At 61.6% G+C, this 26,049-nt stretch carries 26 protein-coding genes; 10 read left to right on the top strand and 16 right to left on the bottom strand.

Features of this window, described 5'->3' with window-relative positions:
• Window position 1: 1 nt before the first annotated feature.
• Window positions 2-1,090 carry a citrate synthase/methylcitrate synthase gene (locus AC1D2N_RS32045; RefSeq protein WP_130652434.1) on the top strand — a complete coding sequence of 363 codons (1,089 nt, stop codon included), beginning with the start codon at window positions 2-4 and terminating at the stop codon, window positions 1,088-1,090.
• Window positions 1,091-1,131: 41 nt separating this feature from the next.
• On the opposite strand, the gene AC1D2N_RS32040 is transcribed toward AC1D2N_RS32045, so the two are convergent.
• The 4 genes from AC1D2N_RS32040 to tpiA form a co-directional block, all read right to left on the bottom strand.
• Complete coding sequence (locus AC1D2N_RS32040) at window positions 1,132-1,602, bottom strand: SRPBCC family protein (protein ID WP_018242099.1); 471 nt, start codon at window positions 1,600-1,602, stop codon at window positions 1,132-1,134.
• 73 nt (window positions 1,603-1,675) lie between these two features.
• Complete coding sequence (locus tag AC1D2N_RS32035) at window positions 1,676-3,304, bottom strand: CTP synthase (protein WP_018445280.1); 1,629 nt, start codon at window positions 3,302-3,304, stop codon at window positions 1,676-1,678.
• A 143-nt stretch (window positions 3,305-3,447) separates the two neighbouring features.
• On the bottom strand, window positions 3,448-3,978 hold the full coding sequence (gene secG, locus AC1D2N_RS32030) for a preprotein translocase subunit SecG (RefSeq protein ID WP_026230510.1): 531 nt from the start codon (window positions 3,976-3,978) through the stop codon (window positions 3,448-3,450).
• A 139-nt stretch (window positions 3,979-4,117) separates the two neighbouring features.
• Window positions 4,118-4,888: a triose-phosphate isomerase gene (gene tpiA / locus AC1D2N_RS32025; RefSeq protein WP_130652435.1), complete on the bottom strand. Its 771-nt coding sequence runs from the start codon at window positions 4,886-4,888 to the stop codon at window positions 4,118-4,120.
• Between tpiA and AC1D2N_RS32020 the strand changes: the two genes are divergently transcribed.
• Window positions 4,836-5,060 carry a hypothetical protein gene (locus AC1D2N_RS32020; RefSeq protein WP_163925544.1) on the top strand — a complete coding sequence of 75 codons (225 nt, stop codon included), beginning with the start codon at window positions 4,836-4,838 and terminating at the stop codon, window positions 5,058-5,060. The genes tpiA and AC1D2N_RS32020 overlap by 53 nt on opposite strands.
• Window positions 5,061-5,111: 51 nt before the next feature.
• On the opposite strand, the gene AC1D2N_RS32015 is transcribed toward AC1D2N_RS32020, so the two are convergent.
• Complete coding sequence (locus AC1D2N_RS32015; protein WP_130652436.1) at window positions 5,112-6,011, bottom strand: alpha/beta hydrolase; 900 nt, start codon at window positions 6,009-6,011, stop codon at window positions 5,112-5,114.
• 208 nt (window positions 6,012-6,219) lie between these two features.
• Between AC1D2N_RS32015 and parE the strand changes: the two genes are divergently transcribed.
• From parE to AC1D2N_RS32000, 3 genes are all read left to right on the top strand, one after another.
• A complete protein-coding gene (gene parE / locus AC1D2N_RS32010; RefSeq protein ID WP_130652437.1) occupies window positions 6,220-8,319 on the top strand; it encodes a DNA topoisomerase IV subunit B in 2,100 nt (699 codons plus the stop codon).
• A 162-nt stretch (window positions 8,320-8,481) separates the two neighbouring features.
• Complete coding sequence (locus AC1D2N_RS32005; protein WP_130652438.1) at window positions 8,482-9,615, top strand: esterase-like activity of phytase family protein; 1,134 nt, start codon at window positions 8,482-8,484, stop codon at window positions 9,613-9,615.
• A gap of 116 nt (window positions 9,616-9,731) precedes the next feature.
• Window positions 9,732-10,928 (top strand): AI-2E family transporter, encoded by a 1,197-nt coding sequence (locus tag AC1D2N_RS32000; protein WP_018242106.1) that lies wholly within the window; start codon window positions 9,732-9,734, stop codon window positions 10,926-10,928.
• Window positions 10,929-10,948: 20 nt separating this feature from the next.
• Here the strand turns inward: AC1D2N_RS32000 and AC1D2N_RS31995 are convergent, their stop codons facing one another.
• Window positions 10,949-11,407, bottom strand: a complete 459-nt coding sequence (locus AC1D2N_RS31995; protein ID WP_130652439.1) for a GNAT family N-acetyltransferase — start codon at window positions 11,405-11,407, stop codon at window positions 10,949-10,951.
• A 129-nt stretch (window positions 11,408-11,536) separates the two neighbouring features.
• Here AC1D2N_RS31995 and AC1D2N_RS31990 point away from each other — a divergent pair, with 129 nt between their 5' ends.
• Window positions 11,537-11,959, top strand: coding sequence for a hypothetical protein (locus AC1D2N_RS31990; RefSeq protein WP_130652440.1), 423 nt, complete (start codon window positions 11,537-11,539; stop codon window positions 11,957-11,959).
• On the opposite strand, the gene AC1D2N_RS31985 is transcribed toward AC1D2N_RS31990, so the two are convergent.
• The 3 genes from AC1D2N_RS31985 to AC1D2N_RS31975 form a co-directional block, all read right to left on the bottom strand.
• Window positions 11,956-13,098 carry a DUF2336 domain-containing protein gene (locus AC1D2N_RS31985; protein WP_026230507.1) on the bottom strand — a complete coding sequence of 381 codons (1,143 nt, stop codon included), beginning with the start codon at window positions 13,096-13,098 and terminating at the stop codon, window positions 11,956-11,958. The two genes, AC1D2N_RS31990 and AC1D2N_RS31985, sit on opposite strands and share 4 nt — an antisense overlap.
• A 108-nt stretch (window positions 13,099-13,206) precedes the next feature.
• Window positions 13,207-13,818 (bottom strand): flavin reductase family protein, encoded by a 612-nt coding sequence (locus AC1D2N_RS31980; protein WP_130652441.1) that lies wholly within the window; start codon window positions 13,816-13,818, stop codon window positions 13,207-13,209.
• A complete protein-coding gene (locus tag AC1D2N_RS31975) occupies window positions 13,818-14,402 on the bottom strand; it encodes a nitroreductase family protein (RefSeq protein ID WP_130652442.1) in 585 nt (194 codons plus the stop codon). Before AC1D2N_RS31975 ends, AC1D2N_RS31980 begins: the two co-directional genes overlap by 1 nt.
• 114 nt (window positions 14,403-14,516) lie before the next feature.
• Between AC1D2N_RS31975 and AC1D2N_RS31970 the strand changes: the two genes are divergently transcribed.
• Entirely contained in the window at window positions 14,517-15,614 is a 1,098-nt protein-coding gene (locus tag AC1D2N_RS31970; RefSeq protein ID WP_028733740.1) for a hypothetical protein, read from the top strand.
• A gap of 226 nt (window positions 15,615-15,840) precedes the next feature.
• Here AC1D2N_RS31970 and thrS read toward each other — a convergent pair whose 3' ends face one another.
• The 5 genes from thrS to AC1D2N_RS31945 form a co-directional block, all read right to left on the bottom strand.
• Complete coding sequence (gene thrS, locus AC1D2N_RS31965) at window positions 15,841-17,826, bottom strand: threonine--tRNA ligase (protein WP_477982700.1); 1,986 nt, start codon at window positions 17,824-17,826, stop codon at window positions 15,841-15,843.
• A 150-nt stretch (window positions 17,827-17,976) separates the two neighbouring features.
• Window positions 17,977-20,577, bottom strand: a complete 2,601-nt coding sequence (locus AC1D2N_RS31960; RefSeq protein WP_130652444.1) for a tetratricopeptide repeat protein — start codon at window positions 20,575-20,577, stop codon at window positions 17,977-17,979.
• A gap of 210 nt (window positions 20,578-20,787) precedes the next feature.
• A complete protein-coding gene (locus AC1D2N_RS31955) occupies window positions 20,788-21,315 on the bottom strand; it encodes a DUF1697 domain-containing protein (RefSeq protein WP_047622848.1) in 528 nt (175 codons plus the stop codon).
• Window positions 21,312-21,725, bottom strand: coding sequence for a membrane protein insertion efficiency factor YidD (gene yidD, locus AC1D2N_RS31950; RefSeq protein ID WP_130652445.1), 414 nt, complete (start codon window positions 21,723-21,725; stop codon window positions 21,312-21,314). Before yidD ends, AC1D2N_RS31955 begins: the two co-directional genes overlap by 4 nt.
• A 5-nt stretch (window positions 21,726-21,730) precedes the next feature.
• Window positions 21,731-22,177, bottom strand: coding sequence for an iron-sulfur cluster assembly scaffold protein (locus tag AC1D2N_RS31945; RefSeq protein ID WP_477982697.1), 447 nt, complete (start codon window positions 22,175-22,177; stop codon window positions 21,731-21,733).
• Between the two features lie 307 nt (window positions 22,178-22,484).
• On the opposite strand from AC1D2N_RS31945, the gene folE reads away from it, so the two are divergent.
• The 3 genes from folE to AC1D2N_RS31930 all read left to right on the top strand — a co-directional run bounded on the left by folE (window position 22,485) and on the right by AC1D2N_RS31930 (window position 24,656).
• On the top strand, window positions 22,485-23,099 hold the full coding sequence (gene folE / locus AC1D2N_RS31940; RefSeq protein ID WP_003559608.1) for a GTP cyclohydrolase I FolE: 615 nt from the start codon (window positions 22,485-22,487) through the stop codon (window positions 23,097-23,099).
• 25 nt (window positions 23,100-23,124) lie between these two features.
• The gene (gene hisI / locus AC1D2N_RS31935) at window positions 23,125-23,577 is read left to right on the top strand and encodes a phosphoribosyl-AMP cyclohydrolase (protein ID WP_018242117.1); all 453 of its coding nucleotides are present in this window, start codon (window positions 23,125-23,127) and stop codon (window positions 23,575-23,577) included.
• 116 nt (window positions 23,578-23,693) lie between these two features.
• On the top strand, window positions 23,694-24,656 hold the full coding sequence (locus AC1D2N_RS31930) for a patatin-like phospholipase family protein (protein WP_018242118.1): 963 nt from the start codon (window positions 23,694-23,696) through the stop codon (window positions 24,654-24,656).
• A gap of 69 nt (window positions 24,657-24,725) precedes the next feature.
• Here the strand turns inward: AC1D2N_RS31930 and AC1D2N_RS31925 are convergent, their stop codons facing one another.
• Window positions 24,726-25,160 (bottom strand): CBS domain-containing protein, encoded by a 435-nt coding sequence (locus tag AC1D2N_RS31925; protein WP_130652446.1) that lies wholly within the window; start codon window positions 25,158-25,160, stop codon window positions 24,726-24,728.
• Between the two features lie 91 nt (window positions 25,161-25,251).
• Window positions 25,252-26,043 carry a rhomboid family intramembrane serine protease gene (locus AC1D2N_RS31920; RefSeq protein WP_065277530.1) on the bottom strand — a complete coding sequence of 264 codons (792 nt, stop codon included), beginning with the start codon at window positions 26,041-26,043 and terminating at the stop codon, window positions 25,252-25,254.
• Between the last annotated feature and the right edge of the window lie 6 nt (window positions 26,044-26,049).

Here is a 26,049-nt window from a genome sequence, read left to right as displayed (position 1 = left end):
CATGAAAAATGGCTTGGAAGACGTCATTGCCGCCGAAACGCAGCTCTCGGATGTCGATGGCGAAGCGGGACGACTGATCATCCGCGGCGTAGCGCTGGATCATCTGGTCGCAGACGGCACCTATGAAGGCGTCGCAGCCCTGTTGCTGGACGGGTTGATGGAGCGAAGCTTCAATGAAGTGGAATTGCGCGACTGGCTGGCGCAGGCGCGAACTGGGGTGTTCGACCACATCAAGGCCGCCGATGCCTCTTTGCTCACCCTGCCTCCGGTCGATGCGATGCGGGCGCTGATCGCCCGGCTGCCTGACGGCGAAGATTTCGATACCGCGCTCAACCTTCTGGCGGCGCCTGCCGTCTTTCTGCCGGCGGTTTTGCGCCTGCAACGCGGTGAACAGCCGATCGCACCAGACGCCTCGCTGCCGCAGGCCGCCGATATCCTGCGCATGCTGACCGGAAAATTGCCGACCAGGGAGCAGACGGCGGCACTCGATGCCTATCTCGTGACGATATCTGACCATGGCCTCAATGCCTCGACCTTCGCGTCGCGCGTCATCGCCTCGACTCAGGCTGGCCTCACCTCTTCCGTGCTGGCGGCGCTGAGCGCCCTGAAGGGGCCGCTGCATGGCGGTGCGCCCGGTCCCGTGCTCGACATGCTGGATGCGATCGGAACGGCGGAGAATGCTTACCCGTGGCTCGGCGAAGCGCTTGATCGCGGCGAAAGGCTGATGGGCTTCGGCCACCGCATCTATCGCGTCCGCGATCCGCGCGCCGATGCGCTGAAGGGCGCGCTGAAGCCGCTGATATCAACCGGACAGGTAAACAGCGCCCGCGGCGCGCTGGCGGAAGCCGTGGAGGTCGCTGCATTGGCGATCCTGAAAGCGCGCAAGCCGAACCGGCCGCTTGAGGTCAATGTCGAATTTTATACCGCGCTGCTGCTCGAAACGCTCGGCTTTCCCCGTGAGGCCTTCACCGGTGTCTTCGCGATCGGCCGCACCGTCGGATGGCTGGCGCACGCGCGTGAGCAGGCGCTCAACGGCCGGCTGATCCGCCCACGTTCGGTCTATATCGGGCCACTACCGGCCGCTGCCTGAAAGTTGAATTCGGCGGCAGAGCATCTTTCTGCCGCCGATCATTAACCGCCGACGAAGGCGGCGAGGTTGTCGAGCGTCAAACGGCAACCTTCCTCATTGTCTTCGAGGCGAATGCCGGAGGGGATGTTGTCGCAGACCATCGTCACATCGGTGCCGCCGTCCGCAGACGCCAGTGTCGTGCTGACCGTCATCTCGCCGGAAAAACCTTCATCCTCGGAATCGAAGACCGTAGCCCAGACGATGTTTTCGTCAGGCACGAGCTTGGCAAAGCGGCCTTCGAACTTGTCGGTCTTGTCGGAGGTCTTGCCCGGCTGCGATGTCTCGTCATCGGGATAGACGAGCGACATGCTGAAGGCGCCGCCTTCCCTGCCCTCGAAGGCATGAACGATGCCCTTCATCGAACCGGGCGGAAGCCAGGTGGCGACGGCATCTGCGTCGAGGAAGGCACGGTAGATGCGCTCGCGCGATACTGCGATGAAGCGTGAGACGGTCGTGCTGCGTGGAGTGGTCATGCCGGCAAGATAGCGCGAGCACGGATGTGATCCAGATCGCGCTTGAAAGCGCGCGATCTGGTGGTGGCATTCGTCAGACGAGACGGCTCTGTTCCGTCGCCGCTTCGATGAAGCTCGCAAACAGCGGATGCGGATCGAGAGGCCGGCTCTTCAGTTCCGGGTGGTACTGCACGCCGATGAACCAGGGATGGTCGGGATATTCGATCGTCTCCGGCAGCACGCCGTCCGGCGACATGCCGGAGAAGACGAGACCGCAGTTTTCGAGCCGATCCTTGTAGTCGACATTGACCTCGTAGCGGTGGCGGTGACGCTCGGAAATATCGGTGGAACCGTAGATATCCGAGATCTTCGTGCCCTTCTTCAGCGCCGCCTTGTAGGCGCCGAGGCGCATCGTGCCGCCGAGATCCCCGGCTGCCGTGCGCTTCTGCAATTCGTTGCCCTTGACCCATTCGGTCATCAGGCCGACCACGGGTTCTTTCGTCGCGCCGAATTCTGTCGAGGAGGCACCAGCCACGTCGGCGAGATTGCGCGCCGCCTCGATGACCGCCATCTGCATGCCGAAGCAGATGCCGAAATACGGCACCTTGCGCTCGCGAGCAAAGCGGGCAGCGTGGATCTTGCCTTCCGAACCGCGTTCACCGAAGCCGCCGGGCACGAGGATGCCATGCACTTTTTCGAGATAGGGCGCCGGGTCTTCCTTTTCGAAGACCTCGGATTCGATCCATTCGAGGTTGACCTTGACGCGATTGGCGATGCCGCCGTGATGCAGAGCCTCGATCAGCGACTTATAGGCGTCCTTGAGGCCGGTATATTTGCCGACGATCGCGATCGTCACCTCGCCCTCCGGCGTGCGGATGCGATTGCAGACCTCTTCCCACTGGTCGAGCCGTGGCTTCGGCGCCGGCTCGATGCCGAAGGCGGCAAGGACTTCGTCGTCCAGACCTTCCTTGTGGTAGGCTATCGGCACATCGTAGATGTTGGCGACGTCGAGCGCCTGGATAACGGCGGACGGGCGAACGTTGCAGAACAGCGAGAGCTTGCGGCGTTCGGCTTCCGGAATTTCGCGGTCGGCGCGCACCAGCAGGATATCGGGATGAATGCCGAGTGCCTGCAGTTCCTTGACCGAATGCTGCGTCGGCTTGGTCTTGAGCTCGCCGGCCGCCGGAATATAGGGCATCAGCGTCAGGTGGACGTAGACGGCGGTGCCGCGCGGCAGGTCGTTGCCGAGCTGGCGGATCGCCTCCATGAACGGCATCGCCTCGATGTCGCCGACCGTGCCGCCGATCTCGCAAATGACGAAATCGTAGTCGTCATTGCCCTCGACAACGAAATCCTTGATCTCGTTGGTGACGTGCGGAATGACCTGCACCGTCGCGCCGAGATAGTCGCCGCGCCGTTCCTTGTCGATGATGTTCTTGTAGATGCGACCAGTGGTGATGTTGTCGGTCTTGGTCGCCGAACGCCCCGTGAAGCGTTCATAGTGACCGAGATCGAGATCGGTTTCCGCGCCGTCGTCGGTGACGAAGACCTCGCCGTGCTGGGTCGGGCTCATCGTGCCCGGGTCCACGTTCAGATAGGGGTCGAGCTTGCGAAGCCGAACCCGATATCCACGGGCCTGCAGCAACGCTCCGAGAGCCGCGGCCGCAATTCCTTTTCCGAGAGAGGAAACCACGCCGCCAGTGATGAATACGTATCGCGCCATGGGATTCACCGGATACCTTTTCAAAAACGATTCCACCAGCCCAAAAATTCTTTTCCGGAACTTTCGGAGCGTGGCGTGGGAATCTGAACAAAAGAAAACCGGCAGACCCTAGGGCCTGCCGGCGGTTTATGTCGAAGACCGGCTTACTGTCCCGTCGGGACGCCGGAAGGCTGGGCCGGTGCCGGCGCGGCCGGAGTTGCGGGCGTTGCCGGAGCCGTCGTCGCCGGGGCAGTCGTAGCAGGTGCGGTGGCCGCAGGGGCCTGAGTTGCCGGAGCCGCAGTTGCCGGAGCTTGAGTGGCGGGAGCCTGCGGTGCGGGCGCCGCTGCCCCGCTGCTCGGAACGCCGTTGCCGGCCGGCTGATTTGCCGGAGCCTGCGCGCCGCCGAGCGAATCGAGAATGCCGTTGCCCTGGCCGCCTGTTGCCGGAATGCGGTCGAGAATATCGCTCGGACGGCCCTCGTAACGCGTCAATATGCCGAGGCCGAGCGAGGTCAGGAAGAACAGAGTCGCAAGGATCGCGGTGGTGCGCGTCAGCGCATTGGCCGTGCCGCGGGCCGACATGAAGCCCGAACCGCCGCCAATACCGAGGCCGCCGCCTTCAGAGCGCTGGATGAGCACGACGCCAACAAGGGCGAGCACGATCATAAGATGGATGACAATCAATACTGTCTGCATGGGTCCAGTCCTGCCCGCCTGGAGACGGACATAAATAAGAATTCTGGCGGCTCTTTACATGAGGCTTTCATCTATTCCAAGCCCTTCGGGCCGGAATATGCCCTGGGATAAACGAATAAACCCAGGAATAAACAATGCCTCAGGCGAGCAGCGCCTCATAGGCCCGGTAGATGGCGAGGAAGTCGGCCGCTTTCAAGCTCGCTCCGCCGATCAGCGCGCCGTCGACATTGGCGATGCCCATCAGCTCATGGGCATTGGCCGGCTTGACCGAGCCGCCGTAGAGAAGACGCATCTTGCGGCCCTCATCGCCGAAGCGGGCTACAAGTTCTGCCCGCATGAAGGCATGCGCCTTTTCGACATCACCTGATGTCGGCGTCGCACCGGTGCCGATCGCCCAGATCGGTTCGTAGGCGATGACGGTATTTTCGGCCGTCGCGCCATCGGGAACGGAGGCGGAAAGCTGGCGTTTGATGACGTCGAGCGCCTGGCCTGTCCGGCGTTCATCCGCCGTCTCGCCGATGCAGATGATCGCCGTCAGCTCTGCGGCGAAGGCCGCCTCCGCCTTGGCGCGAACCAGATGGTCGGTTTCGGCATGGTCGGTGCGCCGCTCGGAGTGACCGACGATGACATAGGTGCCGAAACAATCGGCAATCATCTCGGCCGAGATGTCGCCGGTATGTGCACCAGACGGGTTCTGATGGCAGTCCTGAGCGCCGATCGCCAGCGGGCTGTCGGTGCAAAGCGCCGTCGCCACGTAGAGAAGAGTCGCCGGCGGGCAGATCAGCGCTTGGACCTTGTCGGCCAGCGGCGGGCGAACACCCTCGGCGATCGCTTTGATCTGATCCAGGGAGGCACGCATGCCATTCATTTTCCAGTTTCCCGCCACAAGCGGGCGCACGTCAGGTGTCATGCTGGCCTTCCACAATCTGCTTATGCCTTGGGCAATATCAAAAGCCTGCAGCAAAGAAAAGCATCATGCCCTTGACGTAAGGGGAATCTCTGCGATCTGGAGCATATTTCTGCCGAATATCGACTGCTACAGCGCCGCGCGTCTTTTAAGACACGCAAAGGTAGCATTCTGAATTCCTGCATCGTGCTTTCCAAAAATAGTCTCCGATTTTCCGACCGATACGCTAGCCGGCAAGAATCCAGTTCAACACCCCACGCCAGTCGATCATCCGGATCGGCGTCCCGTGATTTCCGGTCTGAAACAGCGTGAAACGCGCCGGATATTTTGCCTTGTGCAGGCTTTCGAACAGCGCCTGTTGTTCGGAGGCGGCATAGACCGGGTCGCGGCTGCCATGGGCGAACCAGAGCGGCAGCTTCGCCCTATAGAAGGCGCTCTTGATGAAATCCGGATCGGTGACTCCGCTCATGATCAGCATGCCCTTCAGCCGCTTGACACTGTCGCTGTCGCGCGCAATGCCCCAGCAGACTTGGCTGCCCATCGAGGCGCAGGAAAGGATGATCGGTCGGCCGGGCGATTGCGCGTTGGCATAGCGGATCAGGCCGGCGATCGCCGCGACGCCGCTGCTGTCGAAGCTCCTCACGGTCGGCGAATAATAAACGCCGCCATTGCCGGCGACGAGGTTCTTCAGCCGGTTGAAATTGCCGCCGAAGCTGTAATCGTTGGCGCCGAGCCGCCGGTCACCGTCGCGCCCATGGATGAAAATCACCGTGAAAGCGGCACTCTGAGCCGGTCCCACCCTGGTGACATCGAGCTTGATGCCGTCGAGAGACAGCGTCTCGTCCGCCTGGGCCTTGCGGATGCCGAGCGCCACATATTTCTGCTGCACCCGCTTTTGCGGGATCTGGTCGCGGCCGTTGATATCACGCATCTCGTCATAGTCGATGGCCTCGAAGGCGCCATCATCGCCTGTCTGCAGCACGGTCTGCTTCGAAAACAGATCGTCCTTGAAAGGCGCCAGCACATCGGCTGCCTGTGCCGGGCCACCAGCGGATAGCATGGCCGCAGACAAGAAAAACGCCGCAATTGCGGTGATGATGGTGCAATGACTTGTGGACATTCGCATTCGGATGGTTCCTGAAGCCTGCCGCCGCTTGCCATTCCGCGCCCGGCAACGCAAATCATTTGGGAAAAGCCCGCCAAAACTGGCGGTGTCGCGTATAGAGGTGCTTTCTGGCAAAATCTGTCTGATTCGCAAACGTGGCATGAAATGCGGTGATTTTGGGTCGGCGGCGGATGCCCGCCCAAGACAGGATGAAGATCTGAACGGCTCCATGGACGATAGCAACGACCTCTTTTCCGGAATGCCCCTCTCTGAAAAACGCGAGGAGGCGCAGAAGCCTGCCGCTCCGGCCGAGCGGCCGCCGGTGACGGCTGCGCCCGCCGCCGCCGCAGCACCTCCTGCCGGAGCCTCCGCGCGCCCGGCGCCCGCCGCGTCGAACTCCGATGACTACGGCGCCTCGTCGATCCGCGTCCTCGAAGGCCTCGAGCCGGTGCGCATGCGCCCGGGCATGTATATCGGCGGCACCGATGAAAAGGCGCTGCACCATCTGTTTGCCGAAGTCATCGACAATGCGATGGATGAGGCGGTCGCCGGGCACGCCAATTTCATCGAGGTTTATCTCGACCTCGAGGGTTATCTCACCGTCTCCGACAACGGCCGCGGCATCCCGGTCGAGAACCATCCGCAGGTGCCGGGCAAGTCGACGCTCGAAGTCATCATGACCAAGCTGCATGCCGGCGGCAAATTCGACGGCAAGGCCTACGAGACCTCGGGCGGCCTGCACGGCGTCGGCGTTTCGGTCGTCAACGCGCTCTCCGACGACCTCGAGGTCGAGGTAGCGCGAAACCGCAAGCTCTACCGCCAGCGCTTCTCCCGCGGCCTGCCGCAGGGCGGGCTCGAAGAGTTGGGCGACGTCCACAATCGCCGCGGCACCCGGGTGCGCTTCCATCCAGACCCCCAGATCTTTGGGGAGCACATGAAGTTCGATGCCGCCCGCGTCTTCCGCATGGCGCGCTCGAAAGCCTATCTCTTCGGCGGCGTCGAAATCCGCTGGAGCTGCGAGGCGGGCGTGCTGCCCGAAGGCTCCGAGGTCCCTGACAAGGCCGTCTTCCACTTCCCCGGCGGCCTGAAGGACTATCTCCAGGCGACGATGGGCAAGGAGTTCACCGTCACCCGCGAGATCTTTGCCGGCAAGACTGAGAAGACCAGCGGCCATGGCTCGATGGAATGGGCGATCACCTGGTATGGCGGCGATCCGCAGGTACATTCCTATTGCAACACCATCCCGACCCCCGAAGGCGGCACACATGAGGCGGGGCTCCGCATCGCGCTGACCAAGGGCCTGAAAGCCTATGCCGAACTGACGCAGAACAAGCGTGCCGCTCAGATCACCACCGACGACGTGATGATCTCGGCCGTCGGCATGCTGTCTGTCTTCATCCGCGAGCCGGAATTCGTCGGCCAGACCAAGGACAAGCTTGCGACCGTCGAGGCCCAGCGCATCGTCGAGAACGCGTTGCGCGATCCCTTCGACCATTACCTTGCGGACAATCCGAACGAGTCGGCGAAGCTGCTCGACTGGGTGATCGAGCGCGCCGAGGAGCGCCTGCGCCGCCGCAAGGAAAAGGAAGTCAACCGCAAGACGGCGGTGCGCAAACTGCGCCTGCCCGGCAAACTTGCCGATTGTTCGCAGAACACCGCGGAAGGCGCCGAACTCTTCATCGTCGAAGGCGATTCGGCAGGTGGTTCGGCCAAGCAGGCGCGCAACCGCGCCAACCAGGCCATTCTGCCGCTGCGCGGCAAGATCCTCAACGTTGCCAGCGCCGGCCGCGAAAAACTCGGCGCCAACCAGCAGCTCGCCGATCTCATCCAGGCGCTCGGCTGTGGCACGCGCTCGAAATACCGCGACGAAGATCTGCGCTACGAGCGCATCATCGTCATGACCGATGCGGACGTCGACGGCGCCCATATCGCCTCGCTGCTCATCACCTTCTTCTATCAGGAGATGCCGGAGCTGGTGCGTGGCGGCCATCTCTTCCTCGCCGTGCCGCCGCTTTACAAGATCACCCAAGGGTCGAAATCTGCCTATGCCCGCGACGACAATCATCGCGCCGAGCTGATGCAGACGGAGTTCAAGGGCAAGGCCAAGGTCGAGATCAGCCGTTTCAAAGGTCTCGGCGAGATGATGCCCGCCCAGCTCAAGGAAACCACCATGGATCCGTCCAAGCGCACCCTGCTCAAGGTGCTGATCGATGAGGTGGATTTCGAAGGCACCCGCAGCGCTGTCGACGATCTGATGGGCACCAAACCGGAAGCCCGCTTCCGCTTCATCCAAGATCGCGCGGCCTTCGCCGAGAACCTCGATATTTAATGCGTCGCCACGCATTTTAGCATCGACGATTTCACGGAACTGACGAAGAACCGTAACAACTCCGTCAAACAACCGGCGCATGAAGCGGTCGGCGCGCTTTCCCCTTGAGGGAGCGGCAGCGCCGATTCGAACCGTTTTCAAACCCCTTGCCGGATATTTGTCATGACCAAGCGTTTTCTCGCGGCTGCCGCTTTTGTTCTCCTGTCCAGCACCGTCAGCGCCACCGATATCGGCGCCACCTTCGAGACCGCCTGCCCCTTCGGTGATTGCGCCGCCGGCATTTCGCTCTCCTATCTCGGTGAATTCGTCATCCCCACGGGCCACATGGAAAACGGCGTCGAATTCGGCGGCATTTCCGGCCTCGATTTCGATGCCGCCACCGGTCACTATCTCGCCATCAGCGACGACCGCTCGGAAAGAGGCCCAGCCCGCTTCTATGAACTCGACGTCGATGTCGACGCGTCCGGCCTCAAGGGTGTTTCCGTCGTCAAGCAGGTCACCCTGAAGGACAAGAACGGCGCACCCTTCGCCGCCAGGACCGTCGATCCGGAATCGATCCGCCTCGGCAAGGACGGCATCTATTGGGGCAGTGAAGGCGACGGCAAGGCGCTGCTTGCGCCCTTCGTCCGTGTCGCTTCGCCGGACGGCTCCTTCGTCCGCGAATTCAAGCTGCCGGAGGGCTTTGCGCCGACCGCGGACAAGTCGACCGGTATCCGCGACAACCTCGCCTTCGAAGATCTCGCCGTCGCGCCCTCCGGCGATGTTTTCCTCGGTGTCGAAGCCGCCCTCTATCAGGACGGCCCGAACCCTTCGCTGACGTCAGGCAGCCTGTCGCGCATCGTCCGCTACGACGGCGCTACCGGCGAGCCGAAGGCCGAGTACGTCTATCCGGTCTCGCCGATCCCGCAGGCCGCCACCAAGGCCGACGGCGGCAACGACAACGGCATGTCGGAGATGCTTGCCCTCGACGATCACCGCCTGCTCGCCGTCGAGCGGAGTTATGCCCAGGGCTTCGGCAACAGCATCAAGATCATGATGATGGATCTGACTGATGCCACCGATGTATCCGCCATCGCGTCCCTCGCCAAAAACGACCAGCGTGTCGTTCCCGCCCGGAAGAGCCAGGTCCTTGATTTGAGGGCGATCGGCCTTGTTCCCGACAATATCGAGGCCATGTCGCTGGGGAAGGCCAAGGACGGCACCGACGTCCTCATTCTCGGCTCCGACAACAATTTCTCGACCAGCCAGAAGACGCAATTCTACGCCTTCAAGATTCTGCGCCGCCCGCAGCAGTAAGACGCCCGGGTCTGAGCCTCGAATAGCGACGCTTTGTATACGCTTTCATGGTGCGGACCTTGAAACCGCCGGGTTGATGGCCCATAACCAGAGTACAAGAAAAAGAAGAGGCGCGCGTGGGTGTGTTCGACCGTCAGAAAAGCAATCATGAGCCGCGATGGCTCGGATCATCGGCGCAGACGCGCACGCCGCTGATTCCCTCCATTTCGGCGGCGCGCTGGCTGCTGGTCCTGGTCGTCGCTGCCGGCGTCTATTTCTTCTACGGCTTCCTCGTGCCGGTGCTCGCAGCCCTCGTCATCGGCTTTGCCAGCTGGCCGCTCTACCGCAAGCTTCTTGCCCGCGTCGGCGGCAATACGACGATCGCCGCGACCATCGCCATCATCATGATCATCACTTTCCTGGTCATCCCGATCGGGCTTGCTGTGACCTATACGACCGGCGAAGTACGCACCTGGGTCACCTGGGCAATCCACGCCAACCGCGCCGGCGCCCCGACACCCGACTGGATCGTCGCGCTGCCTTGGGCCGGCGCCTACCTCGATGAAGTCTGGACAAAATATATCGGCAGTCCCGGCGCCTTGGGCGAAGTCATCCAGGCAGTCAGCGGCGCCAATATCGGCAACATCTATCGTGCCGTGCTTGCGGCCGGCGGCGGCGCCTTCCACCTGCTGCTGACGCTGCTCTTCATGCTGATCGCGCTATTCTTCGTCTATCGCGACGGTTTCTCCTTCTCCAAGCAGATCGACATGCTGGGCGAGCGTATCCTGCCGAACCGCTGGGAGCGCATTTCCCGCGTCGTGCCGGCGACGATCAGCTCCACCGTCATGGGCATGACGTTGATCGCGATCGGCGAAGGCATTGTGCTCGGCCTTGCCTACTGGATTGCCGGCGTGCCCTCGCCGGTGACGCTCGGCGTTCTGACGGGCGTGATGGCGCTGATACCGGGCGGTGCGCCGCTCTCCTTCACGCTGGTCTCCATCTATCTGCTGGCGAGCGGCTCGCATGTCGCCGGCATCGGTCTCTTCGTCTGGGGTACGGTTGAATTGTTCATCGTCGACAAGACCCTGCGGCCGAAACTCGTCGGCGGTCCGATCAAGCTGCCCTTCCTGCCGACCTTCTTCGGCCTCGTCGGCGGTGTCAAAACGATGGGTTTCCTCGGCCTCTTCATCGGCCCGGTGCTGATGGCGCTGATCGTCGCCATCTGGCGTGAATGGATCCACGAGGCCCGCAGCGCCGACAAGAGCGAAACGGGGCCGCAGATCATCATCGACGAACCGGCCCCACCGCCGGTACCGCGAGTCGCCGAAGGCTGAACATACCTTCGCAGACGGGGCTACCCCAGCCGCTTTTCCATGAACAGGCTGAGCGGGTCCGGCAGGTAGGCGCCGAAAGGCTCGATTTCCCGATATCCGTATTTGCGATAGAGCGCGATCGCCTCGGGTTGGTAGATGCCGGTTTCGAGCCGGATCGCCGTCAGCCCCTCTTTCTCTGCGATTGCTTCGATTGCATTCATCAGGCTGCTGGCGATCCTCAGCCCCCTTGCCTCGGGATCGACGAACATGCGCTTGATCTCCGCCGTGCCGTCACCGGCCTCGACCAGCGCGCAGCAGCCGACGATCGCATCGTCGCTGCGCGCGACGAGGAAGCTCACCGAAGCTTTCTCCAGCACGGAGAGGTCGACCAGATGGTTGCTTTCCGCCGGATAGAGCGATTGCGCATAGGCATCGGAAAGATCGAGAAGGCGAATGACGCCCTCTTGGCGCGGCGGCTCCAGGGCGATGGTCACGGACATGCTGACTTCCTCTGCTGGCGCGGGGCACAATTTTTCCCGACATGACGAAGAGTTAATGCCGGTGCCTTCATTCGGTTGGAATTGCACCCTCTAAGACGATGAGGTGCTCAATAATCAAGGAAGCAGAATATGCAAGCGGTGCTGATCGCGATGACCATTCTCGGCTGCGACGATTCGATCAGCCAGTGCAATTATGTCGCGACGGTCGATAAACGCTGGGAAACCGTTGCCGCCTGCGATGCGGAAGCCGAACGACGCCTGAAGACCTATGTCAATGTCAACTATCCCTCGGTGATCGCGGTGTGCGAGGCGCCGAAAGCCATCGCCGCCGCCGAGCCGCCGAAGCCGGCGCCCGTGCCTGCCGCTGCGCCCGAGGTCGCTGTCGCAGCGCCCGAGTTACCGGCAGGAAGGATCGCCGGTTTTGCTGAAGGCATCGCCGGGCAGGTCCGCGCCCATCTGCCCTCGGGCAGAAGCGTCAGGGATACACTCACCAAACCCGTGCACTTCGTCTCCGCCAGCTATTCCTGGGTGGTGACGCGGCTCGCTGATTAGGCGGCCGCAAGCGCCGCGTAGACGCGGGCCGATTGTCGCTGCTCGTTAACATGCAGCTTTTCCACCAGGTCGAGCAGTTCGCCGATCGCGCCATGCGCATCATGATGGCGGAATTTTTCGAGAAGACGGCCGCAGACATTGCCGAGCACGCTGCCCGGCGCTTTTCTGGCGGCGTCGCGCCACAGCATCGTCGCCTCGACAAAGATCACGCTGATATTCCTCGGCAGGCCGGCGGACTCGTAGAGCGCACGCACGGCATGCATACGCCCGGTTGCCAGGATCGAACGCACCCGGCGCTCGCTGCACGCGGTCAGATCGACGATCGCGCCGGCGAAGAAGTCCACCTTGCCGGCGCAGAGCGCATGCATCAGGAAGGATGGCGTCAGCCGGCCGTTGAGGCGCAGATGCTGGACGAGGTCGGGGATTTCGCGCGGGGCAATATCGCCGGCGATCGAGACGATGGCAGCCTCGGTCGCCTCGCGGCTGATGCGCTGGAGCCGCTGCAGGCCGATCGCCGCCTGCACCAACGGCAGCCCGATCAGCGCATTGCTGACATGCTGGGTGAGCAACTGGCGGGCATCGGCCGGAAGGTCGCTTCGGTCGAGAAGCAGGTTGCGGATATCGCAGCAGTCCCCGAGCCGTTCGGCGATGCGCTTCAACGACAGGCTGGAGATCACCGCGCCGTCATTCTCGAGCAGGCAGAGGAGTTCTTCCTCGTCGCCGACCTCCGCAAGCGCGGCGGAGACCGGGCGCGTCACATGCGCCCTCGCCGCGATCAGCATGCGGGTCGCGCCATTGCCGCGCGCGGCAAGGTCGACCAGATCAGCGTCGCTCAAAAGTGGCGAACAGGTCACCGCATGGCAGGCAACCTCGGGCTGGTCTTCGGCAAGCGAAAGGATCAGGCTGCGCGGCGCATCGGGCGACCAGGCGATCGCCTCGGCAAGCGCAAGCCGCACGCGTGGCGACGGATCGTCGAGAAGAAAGGTCATCGCCATTTCGGCCGCCGCCCGCTCGTCCGCAGACATTTCGGACTGCAGATAGGCGCGCCCGAGTGCGTTTGCGGCTCGGGCCCGGTCACCGGTCTTGGCCGTTTCGATCCAACGAAGGAAAGCTTCTACGATCACGCGACGCCCCAGCACTTGAACGCGATTCCCTCGCGCTCCATTCAATGCTGCGACCGTAGCGGTAAAAGGTTTAAGATTGGTTCACCATATTTCTTAAGTCTTTATACGCCTTACCGGTTCGGCTCAGCCTTGCTGCGGCTTCGGCCGAACCATCTCGAAAACATCGCTGCCTTCGCTGTAATCCATGTAACCCATGCGGGCGACAGGTCGGGCGATCGACATGTCGAGGCGGCCGTCCCTGACGATCGCTTCGTCGATGCGTATGCCGACCACTTCGCCGAAGACCAGGACGTTTTCGGACGGTTCCCCCGACAGCGTCTTCGGCTCGATGATCTCCGTGACCTTGCATTCGAGCACCGCGAAAGCCTCGCCGACATAGGGCGCGTCGATCAGTTCGGCCGGCTTCGGCGTCAGGCCGGCGAAATCGAATTCGCTGTCGCCGTAGGGCAGCGCCGCCGAGGAGAGATTCATCTTCTCAGCGAGATCGCGGCCGACGAAATTGCAGGTGAAGACGCCGGTCTCGGCCGCATTGCGCTGGCTGTGCTTGCGCCCGGCGGAAGAAAACATCACCAGCTTCGGCCGGTCGGCAACGGCATTGAAGAACGAATAGGGCGCGAGATTGATCGAGCCATCCCTGCCCTTGCTGCCAATCCAGCCGATCGGGCGCGGCGACACGATCGCCTTGAACGGGTCATGCGCGAGCCCGTGCCGGTTGCTGTCGGTGGTGTAGAACATCAGTCGTCTCCGCCGACCCAGGTTACCGTATCGGCAAGTTCCGGCCGCGGCCGCTCAATTGCCGGAAATGTGGTCGAGCCGATATGGATGAAGCCTGCCACCTTTTCATCCGGACCGACGCCGAGCAGCGGATAGGCGCGCTCGTCATAGGCGAACCACTCCGTCAGCCAGTTGGCGACATAACCATTGGCGTTGGCGGCGAGAATGACGTTGAAGCAAAGCGCGCCGGCCGACATCAGTTGCTCCCATTCCGGGATCTTGATATGCGGTCCTGCCTTGCTGACGACGGCGACGACCACGGGCGCACGGGTGAAACGGGTACGCTCGACCTGGATCATCTCTTCGGAAAGTTCGGGCTTTGTCTGAAGTGCCAGCGTCAGAAGCTCCTCGCCGAGACGCACGCGCTGCTCTCCGCGATAGACGATGAACCGCCAGGGGGCGATCTTGCCGTGATCGGGAACACGCGAGGCGAGACGCAGGATCTCCTCGATCTCGGCCTTCTCGGGGCCTGGTTCGCACATCTGGAAAGCGGGGATGGAGCGGCGCACGGCGAGGTAGTCGATCAGCTTGATATCGGATTTCATGCGGGAGAGGCTCTCATTATTTATGCTGCTGCAAAGGGTGGGTCTTGAATTTGCCATCGCGTTGGTCTTGAAGTGGCCTTTGCGATTTCAGAAGTCAATCGGTTCACGAAACAGATGTTTGGCATTTTGCCTTTTGCACGCATCGGCCTTGCCATTGCCCTGATCATACTGACGCCCTTCGGCGCCGGCGCTCAGGATGCCTTCAAGGGATTCAAACAGCTTGAATCGACGCCGAAGATGCCGAAGCTCGATGCCTTCATCGCGCCCGGTGCGGCGCCCGAAGGGGTCAAGCTGCGCGACGTCCCGATGGAGGCCAAGCTGACGGCGGACGGCACTCCGATTGAGGAAGGCCTCTCCTGGTACGTCTTCAGCCCGATCGCCGGATCCGACGGCAAGCTGCCGCTGATCGCCAGCGCCAAGGGCGGGCCCGCCGCCTTCCAGCTCGCTCCGGGCGATTATTTCGTCAACGTCTCCTTCGGCCGCGCCGGCGTCACCAAAAAACTGACCGTGCCCGCTGAAGGCGAGGTCGACAAGCAGGTGATGGTGCTCGATGCCGGCGGCCTGCTGCTCAATGCCGTCTCCGGCACCGATGCCCGCATCCGCCCCGACCAGTTGAGCTTCTCGATCTATTCCTCGGAAGTGCGCGACGATGGCGAGCGCGGCCTCGTCATGGCCGATGTCTCGCCGAATACCGTTGTCCGCCTCAATGCCGGCACCTACCACATCGTTTCCGAATATGGCAGCGTCAACGCCGTGATCCGCGCCGACATCCAGGTCGAGGCCGGCAAGCTGACCGAAGCGACGATCCAGCATCGCGCCGCGCAGATCACCTTCAAGCTGGTCTCGGACGCCGGTGGCGAGGCGATCGCCGATACGGCATGGTCGATCCTGACGGCGGCCGGCGACAGCGTCGGCGAAAGCGTCAGCGCCTTCCCGACCATGGTTCTCGCCGAAGGCGGATATTCCGCCGTCGCCCGCAACAAGGACAAGATCTACCAGCGCGATTTCACCGTCGTCGCCGGCAGGAACACCGATGTCGAGGTCCTGATGAAGGACCAGCAGCCGCAGCCGCCGGCGGATGCTGCCCGCACGGTGCAGCAGGTGCCTGTGGGCACACCGACACCGCCGGGCGTCCAGCCGGCCCCGGTGGCGCCGCTGCCGTCCTACGAACAGCTCGTGCCGCAGGGCGGCGACGACACCAGCCTCGATTGATTTTACCGCGCGCGGTTTCGGCTCAGCCGAGACGTTTGGAAGGCGCGCTTCTGCGGCGCCATCGTTAGGACGGCCTCGTTATCGCGACTTAGAAGCCCCCGGCCGCACAAATCAGCAGGTTTCATCATTGGTATGGGGAGATTCGTTGAAGCGCCGCTCGGACTCGGGCGACGCGCAGACCGGATTTCCGACAGCGCCGAGCCTGGCGCTGTCGGATCCCTGCTATTCAGGCCGCCTTGGCTTTTTTTGCTTCGGCCTTGCGACGAATGTCGGGCGGTGTCGCTTCGAGGGCAAGGCTCTCGACGGCGGCGTCTAGCCCCATCGAAACCTGTTCCTGGCTGCCGAGGCGGCGGATATTGACCGTGCGCTCCTCGGCCTCCTTCCTGCCGCAGACGATGATGACAGGAACCTTGGTGACCGAATGTTCGCGGACCTTGTAGTTGATCTTCTCGTTGCGGAAGTCGGTTTCGACGTTGAGACCGGCCTCGCGCAGCGCCTCGGCCACTTCAAGCCCGTAGGCGTCGGCTTCCGAGGTGATCGTTGCGACCACCACCTGAAGCGGCGATACCCAAAGCGGCATGTGGCCGGCGAAGTTCTCGATCAGGATGCCGAGGAAGCGCTCCATCGAGCCGCAGATGGCGCGGTGGATCATCACCGGCTGCGTCTTTTCGGAGTTGCTGTCGATATAGAAGGCGCCGAAGCGTTCCGGCAGGTTGAAGTCGACCTGCGTCGTGCCGCACTGCCATTCGCGGCCGATCGCATCCTTCAGCGTATATTCGAACTTCGGCCCGTAGAAGGCGCCCTCGCCCGGCAGAATGCCGGTCTTGATGTCATTCGACTGCTGCTGGATCGTCTCCAGCACGCCCATCATCACGTTTTCGGCGCGGTCCCAGAGTTCGTCCGAACCGACGCGCTTGTCCGGCCGGGTCGAAAGTTTGATGGTGACTTCGTCGAAGCCGAAATCCTTATAGACCGAAAGGATCAGGTCGTTGATCTTCAGGCATTCGGCGGCCATCTGCTCGTCGGTGCAGAAGATATGCGCATCGTCCTGCGTGAAACCGCGCACGCGCATCAGCCCGTGCAGCGCGCCCGACGGTTCGTAGCGATGGACATTGCCGAATTCGGCAAGCCGGATCGGCAGCTCGCGGTAGGATTTCAGCCCGTGCTTGAAGATCTGGATATGGCCGGGGCAGTTCATCGGCTTCAGCGCAAAGACACGGTCGTCGTCGGTGTCGTCGCCGGCAACCGTCACCTTGAACATGTTATCGCGGTACCAGCCCCAGTGACCGGAGGTTTCCCACAGCGATTTGTCGAGCACCTGCGGCGCATTGACTTCCTGATAATCGCCGGCCAGCCGGCGGCGCATATAGGCGACCAGCGTCTGGAAGACGCGCCAGCCCTTGCCGTGCCAGAAGACGACGCCAGGACCCTCTTCCTGGAAATGGAAGAGATCCATCTCGCGGCCGAGGCGGCGGTGATCGCGCTTTTCAGCTTCGGCAAGCATATGCAGGTAGTTGTCGAGTTCCGACTGCTCGGCAAAGGCCGTGCCGTAGATGCGGCTCAGCATCGGATTGTTGCTGTCGCCGCGCCAATAGGCGCCGGCCACCTTCAAGAGCTTGAAGGCTGAGCCGATCTGGCCGGTCGAGGCCATGTGCGGGCCGCGGCAAAGGTCGAACCAGTCGCCCTGATAATAGATCTTGAGATCCTGCCCTTCCGGGATCGCGTCGACGAGTTCGACCTTGTACTGCTCGCCCTTGTCGGCGAAGACCTGTTTCGCCTTCTCGCGCGACCAGACCTGCTTGGTGAAGGCGGCGTTGCGGGCGATGATTTCCTTCATCTTCTTTTCGATCTTCGGCAGATCGTCGAGTGTGAAGGGCTCGTTCTTGGCGAAGTCGTAATAGAAGCCGTTTTCAATGACCGGACCGATCGTCACCTGGGTGCCGGGYCAGAGTTCCTGCACCGCTTCGGCCATGACATGCGCCGCGTCGTGGCGGATGAGTTCCAGCGCGCGGTCGTCATTGCGGGTGATGATCTCGATCCTGCCCGTCGGCACGGGATCGGAAAGGTCGCGCACGGTGCCGTCGATTGCAACGGCGACTGCCTTCTTGGCGAGCGACTTGGAAATGGATTCGGCGACATCCCGGCCGGTTGCGCCAGCATCGTAGCTGCGCACGGAACCATCGGGAAATGTCAGGGAAATAGCTTGGGACATCGAAATTCTCCTTGTCCAGTCCCGCCAACGAATGCGGGTGGTTGCAACGACAGCGCCTCCGTCCTTGGATGCGCCGCCGCCTGATAGCCAGATTTGCTGCCCGAGTAAAGAAAAAGCGGGGCGATCCGGCACCGAAACGAGGTCGTGCGTCTATCCGCCGTAGGTCATTGCGTAATCCCTGAGCGCCGATTTCAAGGGCTGGTCAATCTCATCGTCCAGTGGCCCATCGTAAAGGCCGCGTCGCGAGAGGCTTCTTTTCAGTGCCGTGCGGGTGAAAGATGAAAACGCCTTCAACTCATCGGCAATCTGCCGGTCTCCCTGCCGCATTGCCAGAAGGATGTTTTCGGCTGCGTTATCCGAACTGAAGGTCGCATCATAGGCATAGGCCAGCCGATAGGCGGCTCTGTTGTAGCCAGTGTCCATCGCCCGCAGATACCACTTGATGGCCTCTTGCCGGTTGACAGCAATTCCGAGGCCATCGTCGTAGAAACGCCCGAGCGAGAACATGCCGCCGGCCGAATTCAGCTCGGCGGATTTTTTGTAATATTGGAATGCGATAGCCTGATCTTGATCCTTGCCGTTCTCGTAGTACCACCCAAGATTAAGAGCGCCGGCCGCAGATCCCGCATCGGCCGCCTTCTGATACCAGTTGCGGGCGATGGTCTGGTCCTCTTTGGTGCCGATGCCATTCTGGTAGTAGTAGCCGACGGCGTTCATCGCTTCAGGATATTGCTTGAAGGCCGCCATCATGAACCAGCTGAGCGCCTTGGAGCGATCAATAGGCACGCCCTGCCCGTATTCGTAGATATCGCCCAGGGAGTATTGCGCTTTCGCATTGCCATAGGCCCCGGCCTTCGTCAGCCATTCCAGAGCTTTGCCGAAATCCTTCAGGTTTCCATCCGCTCCTCGATAGAGCGTCCCGAGCCTGTACATCGCATCAGCAGAGTTCTTGTTCGCCGCCGCCTCGTACCACTCGATCGCTTTCGCATAGTCGCGGGCGACCCCATCGCCATCCTCATACTTGATGCCGAGCAGGATCATCGCCGTGACGTTACCGGCGGCCGCGCCTTTTTCCAGATAGTCGATCGACTTGCCGTCGTCCCGCGGCAGGTTGGCATCATTGGCGTACATTTCGCCAAGCTCGGCGAAGGCATCGATAAATCCGTTCTCTGCAGCGGCCTTAAACCAGTGTACGGCTTCTCTCGAATCCTGAGCCGTACCCTCGCCTCTTTCATACAAAAGCCCAACACAATACTGGGCCTTGGCCGAGCCATTTTCGGCCGCCTTGAGATACCAGACAAAGGATTTTTTAGCGTCGGCAGTCGTACCCGAACCGTCATAGGAGCGGTCAGCGACTTCGAGAAATGCGTTGGTATCTCCTGCCTCCGCCGCCTTCTGGAACCATTCGAAAGCTTTGACCACATCCTTGGGAAGGCCGCCGCCTTTTTCATAACCATAGGCAAGCACCCGCATGGCGTCTGTCTCGCCGGCGGCCGCAGACTTCTCCAGCCATTTCACGCCGTTTTCGACGTCACGAGGACCACCCGTTCCCATATAGAGCGATTGACCGAAACGTCGGGCGCCGCTGGAATCTCCGAGTTCGGCAGATTTTCCATACCAGATGCGGGCTTCGCTCTCGTCTACCGGCACACCTTTACCTTGCTCATACATGGCGCCCACATCTGCCATGGCACGGGCATTCCCACGAGAGGCAGCTTCCTTCATCCAGTACATGGCCTGGTCATAGCGCGGATCGGGCATCTTCAATAAAAGCAAAGCCTTGCTGCGATAGGCAGCGAGTATGTCTTGCGCAATTGCCTGATCCAGCAGGCTCTCGGCCTTTGCGAAGTCACGCTTCGTCTCTCTGCCCGCCACGTAGACGTCTGCCAGCGTCCTCATCGCATTGCCGTCGCCAAGTGCCACGGCTTTCTCAAGGAGATCGAGCGCGGTCTTTCTCTGCGTCTTGTCCCCATCTCTCAGATAATATCGAGCAAGCGTCCTCATTCCATCGGCGGAACCTTTCCGCACCAGGTCGTCCAGCATGGCAACGGCGCGGCTGGCATTCTTCTCCGTTCCGATGCCTTTCGTGTAAAGGAATGTGATGTCCGTTGTCGCTCTCTCATGGCCCAGTTGTGCTGCGGCTGAAAGCAGTCCAAAACCCCGCTCGGCGTCAACGGGAACACCAATCCCGTCCAGATACATCCAGGCAAGCGACCTCTTGGCGGGAATGTAGCCCAGCCGATCTGCAAGTTCGAAATAGGAGCGCGCCATGACAAAGTCCTGCGCAACGCCCCACCCCAACATGTACATCTCTCCAAGATAGTCGGCGGAGCGCGGATCGTTTGCTTCTCTTGCCTTTCTCAGCCAGGCCAGCGCGGCTTTGAAATCACGCTCACGCCCGAGACCGTAAGCAGATGCCTTCGCCAGGTAATCCATGGAGGGTGCGTGCCCCTGGGCCGCCAACTCCTCGAATCCGGCAAGGGCCGGTTCGAATTGCTGAAGGTTGAACTTGCTGGCGAGCCAGAAATAACGGGCGTCGATGGAGCTTGGTTCTGCCTGCAAATAGGCTTCGCAAGCGGCAAGCGCATCCCGCCAGTAAGCGAGATTGTCGATTTCTACGCCATCACGCGCCAGATGGCGGCACGTGGCTTCCGATGCTGGGTCAACTGCGGTTGCAGCAGCTGCCGGGGAGTTGGCAATAGAGACGGCGAGAAAAAGCGAGGCAGTCGCGAGATAGTGAAAGAGCTTCATCAGTGACGGAATTTCAAAAATTAGAACAGGAAATACACTGATATCTGTCACTTATTCAACTGCAAGTACATTTTTTCTCAAGTGATGAAAACCTTTGAAGACGTGTTTTCCTTGCATCTAATCCAGCATGTCCATCAGAGTTCGCACCGTGTTCCAGTGCGCAGCATCAGTAGCGGCATCATTTCCTGTCTGAGTAAAGAAGAAGCGGGGCTATATGATCATTTCGGTGAGGCCGCGCACGGTGTTCCAGTTGCGCATCGTACCGACGCCAAGCTGCTTGGTCGTCAGCGCCGAAAGCAGCTTGGATTGGCTCGGCTTGCCGGCGAAATCGATCCAGAGATCGCCGCCGACGACGGCGATGCGCTGTCCCTCCGTCATCAGCGGCTTCAGCGCCTCCACCTTCTTCGGGTCGACCGGCAGACGCATCACCCGGACGATCACCTGGTCGCCGTTGCCGTCCTTGAAGGGATTGGTGCTGCAAAGCGCCATCCAGGTGCAGTCGCTGCGCACGATGATATCGACATGTTTGCCGAACTTTTCTTCAAAGCCCTCTTCCAGGGTTACTTCGAGTTCGTGCGGCCGCATATCGTCGGCCTCGAAGACGAGATTGCCTGTGGAAACCAGCGTGCGCGGCTCGCGATAACCGAGTTCTTCGGCAAGTGCGCGCAAATCCTGCATGATGACGCGGCGATCGGGCGTCAGGACAATGCTGTGCAGAAGGGCTATGAAGGTGCTCATGGCACTCGCCCTCTCTTGCGTCCGAGGGCGAGATAACGCCATGGGGTCCACCAGCGGAAGCTGTCGCCGAGTATCTCCGGCACCTGGTCGAGGCCGCTGGTGCCGCCCGGGCCGCAGCGGCCGACGCGAAACAGCGTCATCCAGCCGCCGGCCCAGAGGCCGTGGCGGGCGATCGACTCGTAGCCATATTCGGAGCAGGTCGGGATATGGCGGCAGGAATTGCCGACAAAGCCGGACAGCGTCAGCTGGTAGAGGCGGATGAGACCCATGCCGAGCAGGCGGTCGGGAGTTTTGCGGAAAGGACCGGTGTAATTGCGGGAAGTGCGTGCGGCCTTTTCACGCGGCTTGTCCGATCCGGCGGCGCCACCGTCGTCCTCATCTTCAGCCTGCTGGGCGCAGAACTCGCACATGTTAGTTACGCCTCGACAACTTCCGCCCGTTTCGCCTCGATCTGCCCGATCGCGTCAACGACCGCATCGAAGGTCAGCATCGTCGAAGCATGGCGGGCCTTGTAGTCCCGCACCGGCTGGAGATAACGCATGTCTTCGAACCGTCCCTGTGGCCCCGCTCCATCCGCCTTCAACATGGCGAGCATGTCCAGGCGTGCCTGGCGCAATTCGCCCGATGTGGCGCCGACCACATGGCGGGCCATGATCGAGGACGAGGCCTGGCCGAGCGCGCAGGCCTTCACCTCATGGGCAAAACCGGTCACCGCATCGCCATCCATCTTCAGCCAGATCCGCACCTTCGAGCCGCAGAGCTTGGAATAGGCCTGGGCGGTCGCATCCGCATCATCAAGCGTGCCGGTCAACGGAATATTGCCGGCGAATTCGAGGATTTTGCTGTTGTAGATATCGTCCATGCTGGATTTCCGCTCCAAAATCACTGCGGATCGGCCTTTATGGGGGCGTTATTGTCATCAAAACAAAAAACACACCGTGTCGTCTGAGGATACTTACATACGATGGCCGTCTTCCTATATGTATGTCGTTCGAAGGCCATTAAAATGCAATGGCCTCGTGTAAGTTTGATTGGGAAACCGTGCCGGACGGGCTGAACTTGCCCTGAAAGCCCCGGAGCCTGCCAAAGGTGCATGAATTCCCGCATGGGATTGACCAGTGGCGATTCCGACAGATGGGTCCGCGGTGCGGACCAGGAGACCATTGTTCATGGACGCCATCGTAAAGAATTTTCCGCAGACGAACCGCGACTCGGATCGCCCCTCCCAGCAGGAGGCGGAGGAAGCCGTTCGCGTTCTGCTGCGCTGGGCCGGTGATGACCCGACGCGTGAAGGCCTGCTCGAAACGCCGGCCCGCGTCGTCAAATCGTACCGCGAACTCTTTTCCGGTTACGACATGGCGGCGGAAGACGTGCTCGGCCGCACATTCGAGGAGGTCGCCGGTTACGACGACATGGTCCTCGTCAAGGACATTCCGTTTTACTCGCATTGCGAACACCACATGGTGCCGATCATCGGCAAGGCTCACGTCGCCTACATGCCGGACGGACGTGTGCTCGGCCTGTCGAAGATTGCCCGTGTCGTTGAGATCTATGGCCGCCGCCTGCAGACGCAGGAAACGATGACCGCGCAGATCGCCCGGGCAATCGACGATACGCTGCATCCGCGCGGTGTCGCCGTGTTGATCGAGGCCGAACACATGTGCATGGCGATGCGCGGCGTTCAGAAGCAGGGCTCGACCACGTTGACGACCACCTTTACGGGAACGTTCAAGACGGAGCCGGCCGATCAGGCCCGTTTCATGACTATGGTGCGGAGCCGCTGATACCGGCTCCCTCAGGAGGGCCGCGATGAGTCAACTGATCTTCAATCAACCATCCGAGGACAAGTCGGCGTTGGAAGACGCCGGCGATTTCACGCCACGTTTCGACGACCGCGGCCTGATCACCGCGATCGTCACCGATGCTGGCGATGGCGAGTTGCTGATGGTGGCGCATATGAATGCCCAGGCATTGGCGCTGACCATCCAGACCGGCACGGCGCATTATTTCAGCCGTTCGCGCGGCAAGCTCTGGAAGAAGGGCGAGACCTCCGGCAATCTCCAGACCGTGAAGGAAATCCGCACCGATTGCGATCAGGACGCCATCTGGCTGAAGGTCGAGGTCGCCGGCCACGACGCCACCTGTCACACCGGCCGCCGCTCCTGTTTCTACCGGACGATCACGCTTCAGGACGGAAAGCCGATGCTTGATATCGTTGACGACGAGCTTCAATTCGATCCGCAGGATGTCTACGGAAAATAGCCCGAATTTCCCGGTACTTGCTCCTTATTGCGCCAGAAACCGCTTCTATATACCATTTGGAAACTGATCGGGCACACTATCGGAAATCACGTGTTCTGCTGGGAGGGGAGAGCGCCATGTTGAGCTGGAGTCTGCATCGTCAAAGCTCTGAAGGCGAGGGTTCTGGTTCCGGCATGTCGACCACGCTCGATATGCTCCCGCCTCCGGCGCCTCAAAAGAAAATCAAGATTGCGCTCGCGCTCGGCGGCGGCGCTGCCCGCGGCTGGGCCCATATCGGTGTGCTGCGCGCACTCGACGAGGCTAAGGTCGAGATCGGCATGATTGCCGGCACCTCTATCGGCGCGCTGGTCGGCGGCTGCTATCTCGCCGGCAAACTCGATGAACTCGAAAGCTTCGCGCGCTCGCTGACGATGCGCCGTATCGCAAGTCTCCTCGACCTCACCATCGGCGGCAGCGGCCTGTTCGGCGGCATGCGGCTGACCAAGCGCATGCAGGAACATCTCGAAGGCCTGAACGTCGAGGATCTCGACCGGCCATTCGTCGCGGTCGCGGCCGAGGTCAATACCGGCCATGAGGTCTGGATTGCCAATGGTTCGCTGATTACGGCGCTGCGCGCCTCCTATGCCCTGCCCGGCATTTTCGAGCCGGTGCGCAGCAACCATCGCACGCTGGTCGACGGGGCGCTGGTCAATCCCGTCCCCGTCTCCGTCTGCCGCGCCTACGAACAGCCGCTCGTCGTCGCCGTCAATCTCAATTACGATCTCTACGGCCGCTCGGCCGTCGTCCGGCACAATGCCAGCCTCTCTCCGCAGGAAGTGCAGAAGCAGGAAGAGGCGCCCTATGCGCGCCTCGGTATGACCGGCGTCATGGTGCAGGCCTTCAACATTATCCAGGATAGGATCGCCCGCGCCCGCCTTGCCGGCGACCCGCCGGATATTTCACTGCAGCCGCGTCTCAGCTATATCGGCCTTTCCGAATTCCACCGGGCTGGCGAGGCGATCGAACGCGGCTACGAGGAAGCCAGGGCCCGGCTCCCCGAGATCAAGCGCATGCAGGAAGTCTACGCCAGCCACCCCTGATGCAGGCCGTCTAAAAGCCTGCAGCGGTTTTGCGATAACGACATCGGTCAAGCACGGCCGGCTAAAACCTCAGCCGGCGATATAGGCCTTGATTTCCTCGGCCTCACGCTCGACTTCGGCGATGCGCGATTTCACCACGTCGCCGATCGAAATGATGCCTGCAAGCTTGCCATTGCTTTCCACCGGCACGTGACGGAAACGGCGGCTGGTCATCAGCTCCATAAGCTCGTTGACGGTCGTATCCTCATGGCAGCGGTAGACCTTCGCGGTCATGACCTGGGCCAGCGACTGGTCGAGGCCTGCCTTGCCGTGTTTGGCGATCGCATGCACGAGATCGCGCTCGGTGAACATTCCCGAAATCCTGTTCTCCATGCCGACGACGACGATGGCGCCGATCTTTTTCTTGCTGAGGATGGCGGCCGCCTCGGCGACGGTAGTGCTCGGCCCGGCAGTGATGACGTCTCTGCCCTTCAGGTCGAGGATTGCTTTGACTGAACTGGTCATTCGAACCTCCTATGTCCGTGAAACACTTGTCACAGGCATCCGCGGCGGTTTCTCCCCCCATCGCAGATAGGTTGATGGTGCACTGCCCGGCTCAGGATTGCAACATATCCTTCTCGGTTCCGTCAGGTTCCATCACCGGCGGGCGCGGCGCCCGATCAAACAGCGAAAACAGCAAGAAGCCGAAGACGAATCCGCCGATATGCGCATCCCAGGCAATCGCCTGGTCGCTGTCGCCGACGAGCGGGATGCCGACGGCGATCAGCGCGTTGCCGACCAGCCAGAGCAGCATGAAGATGATGACGGTGCGGCTCTTCAGCGCCCCGACGATGGAAAGCCGGGGATTGAGATGCGCCGGCGCCATCGGCCGCCGTTCGGCCGGAAAGGCGAATCGACAGGCGGCGCCCATCAGCCCGGAGATGACGCCCGACGCGCCGATCAGCAGTGACACATCCCCCCAGTTCAGCACCGCGTGCAGGGCGGCGGAGGCGACGGCGGAAAAAACCCAGAAGAGCACGAAACGCAGCGTCCCGATGCGGCGCACGACCGGCGCGCCGAAGGCCATCAGCCAGAAGGCGTTAAAGAGGATATGCTGGACGCTGCCGTGCAGCAGCGAATAGGTGACGGGCGTCCAGAACAGCTCCGGCCCTTGCTGCGACAGCGGAATCACATAACGGGCGGGAACGAAGCCGAAGGTGAAGAACAGCCAGTTCAGCGCATCGTCGGAGAGCAGGAGTTCCTGCACCGCATAGATGACCCCAAGCAGGCAAAGGCTGAAGAACAGCGCCGGAGGAAGGTTGAAGACCGGTTCGCGCGGTGGCCGTGCCGGCGGCTGGACCTCGGGAGGTTCGGGCGCCCTATGCGGCTCGGCCGTCTGCTCATTCATCTGTGT

Source organism: Rhizobium sp. P1_B8 (assembly GCF_056406515.1).
This window is presented reverse-complemented; position numbering and strand designations above follow the sequence as displayed.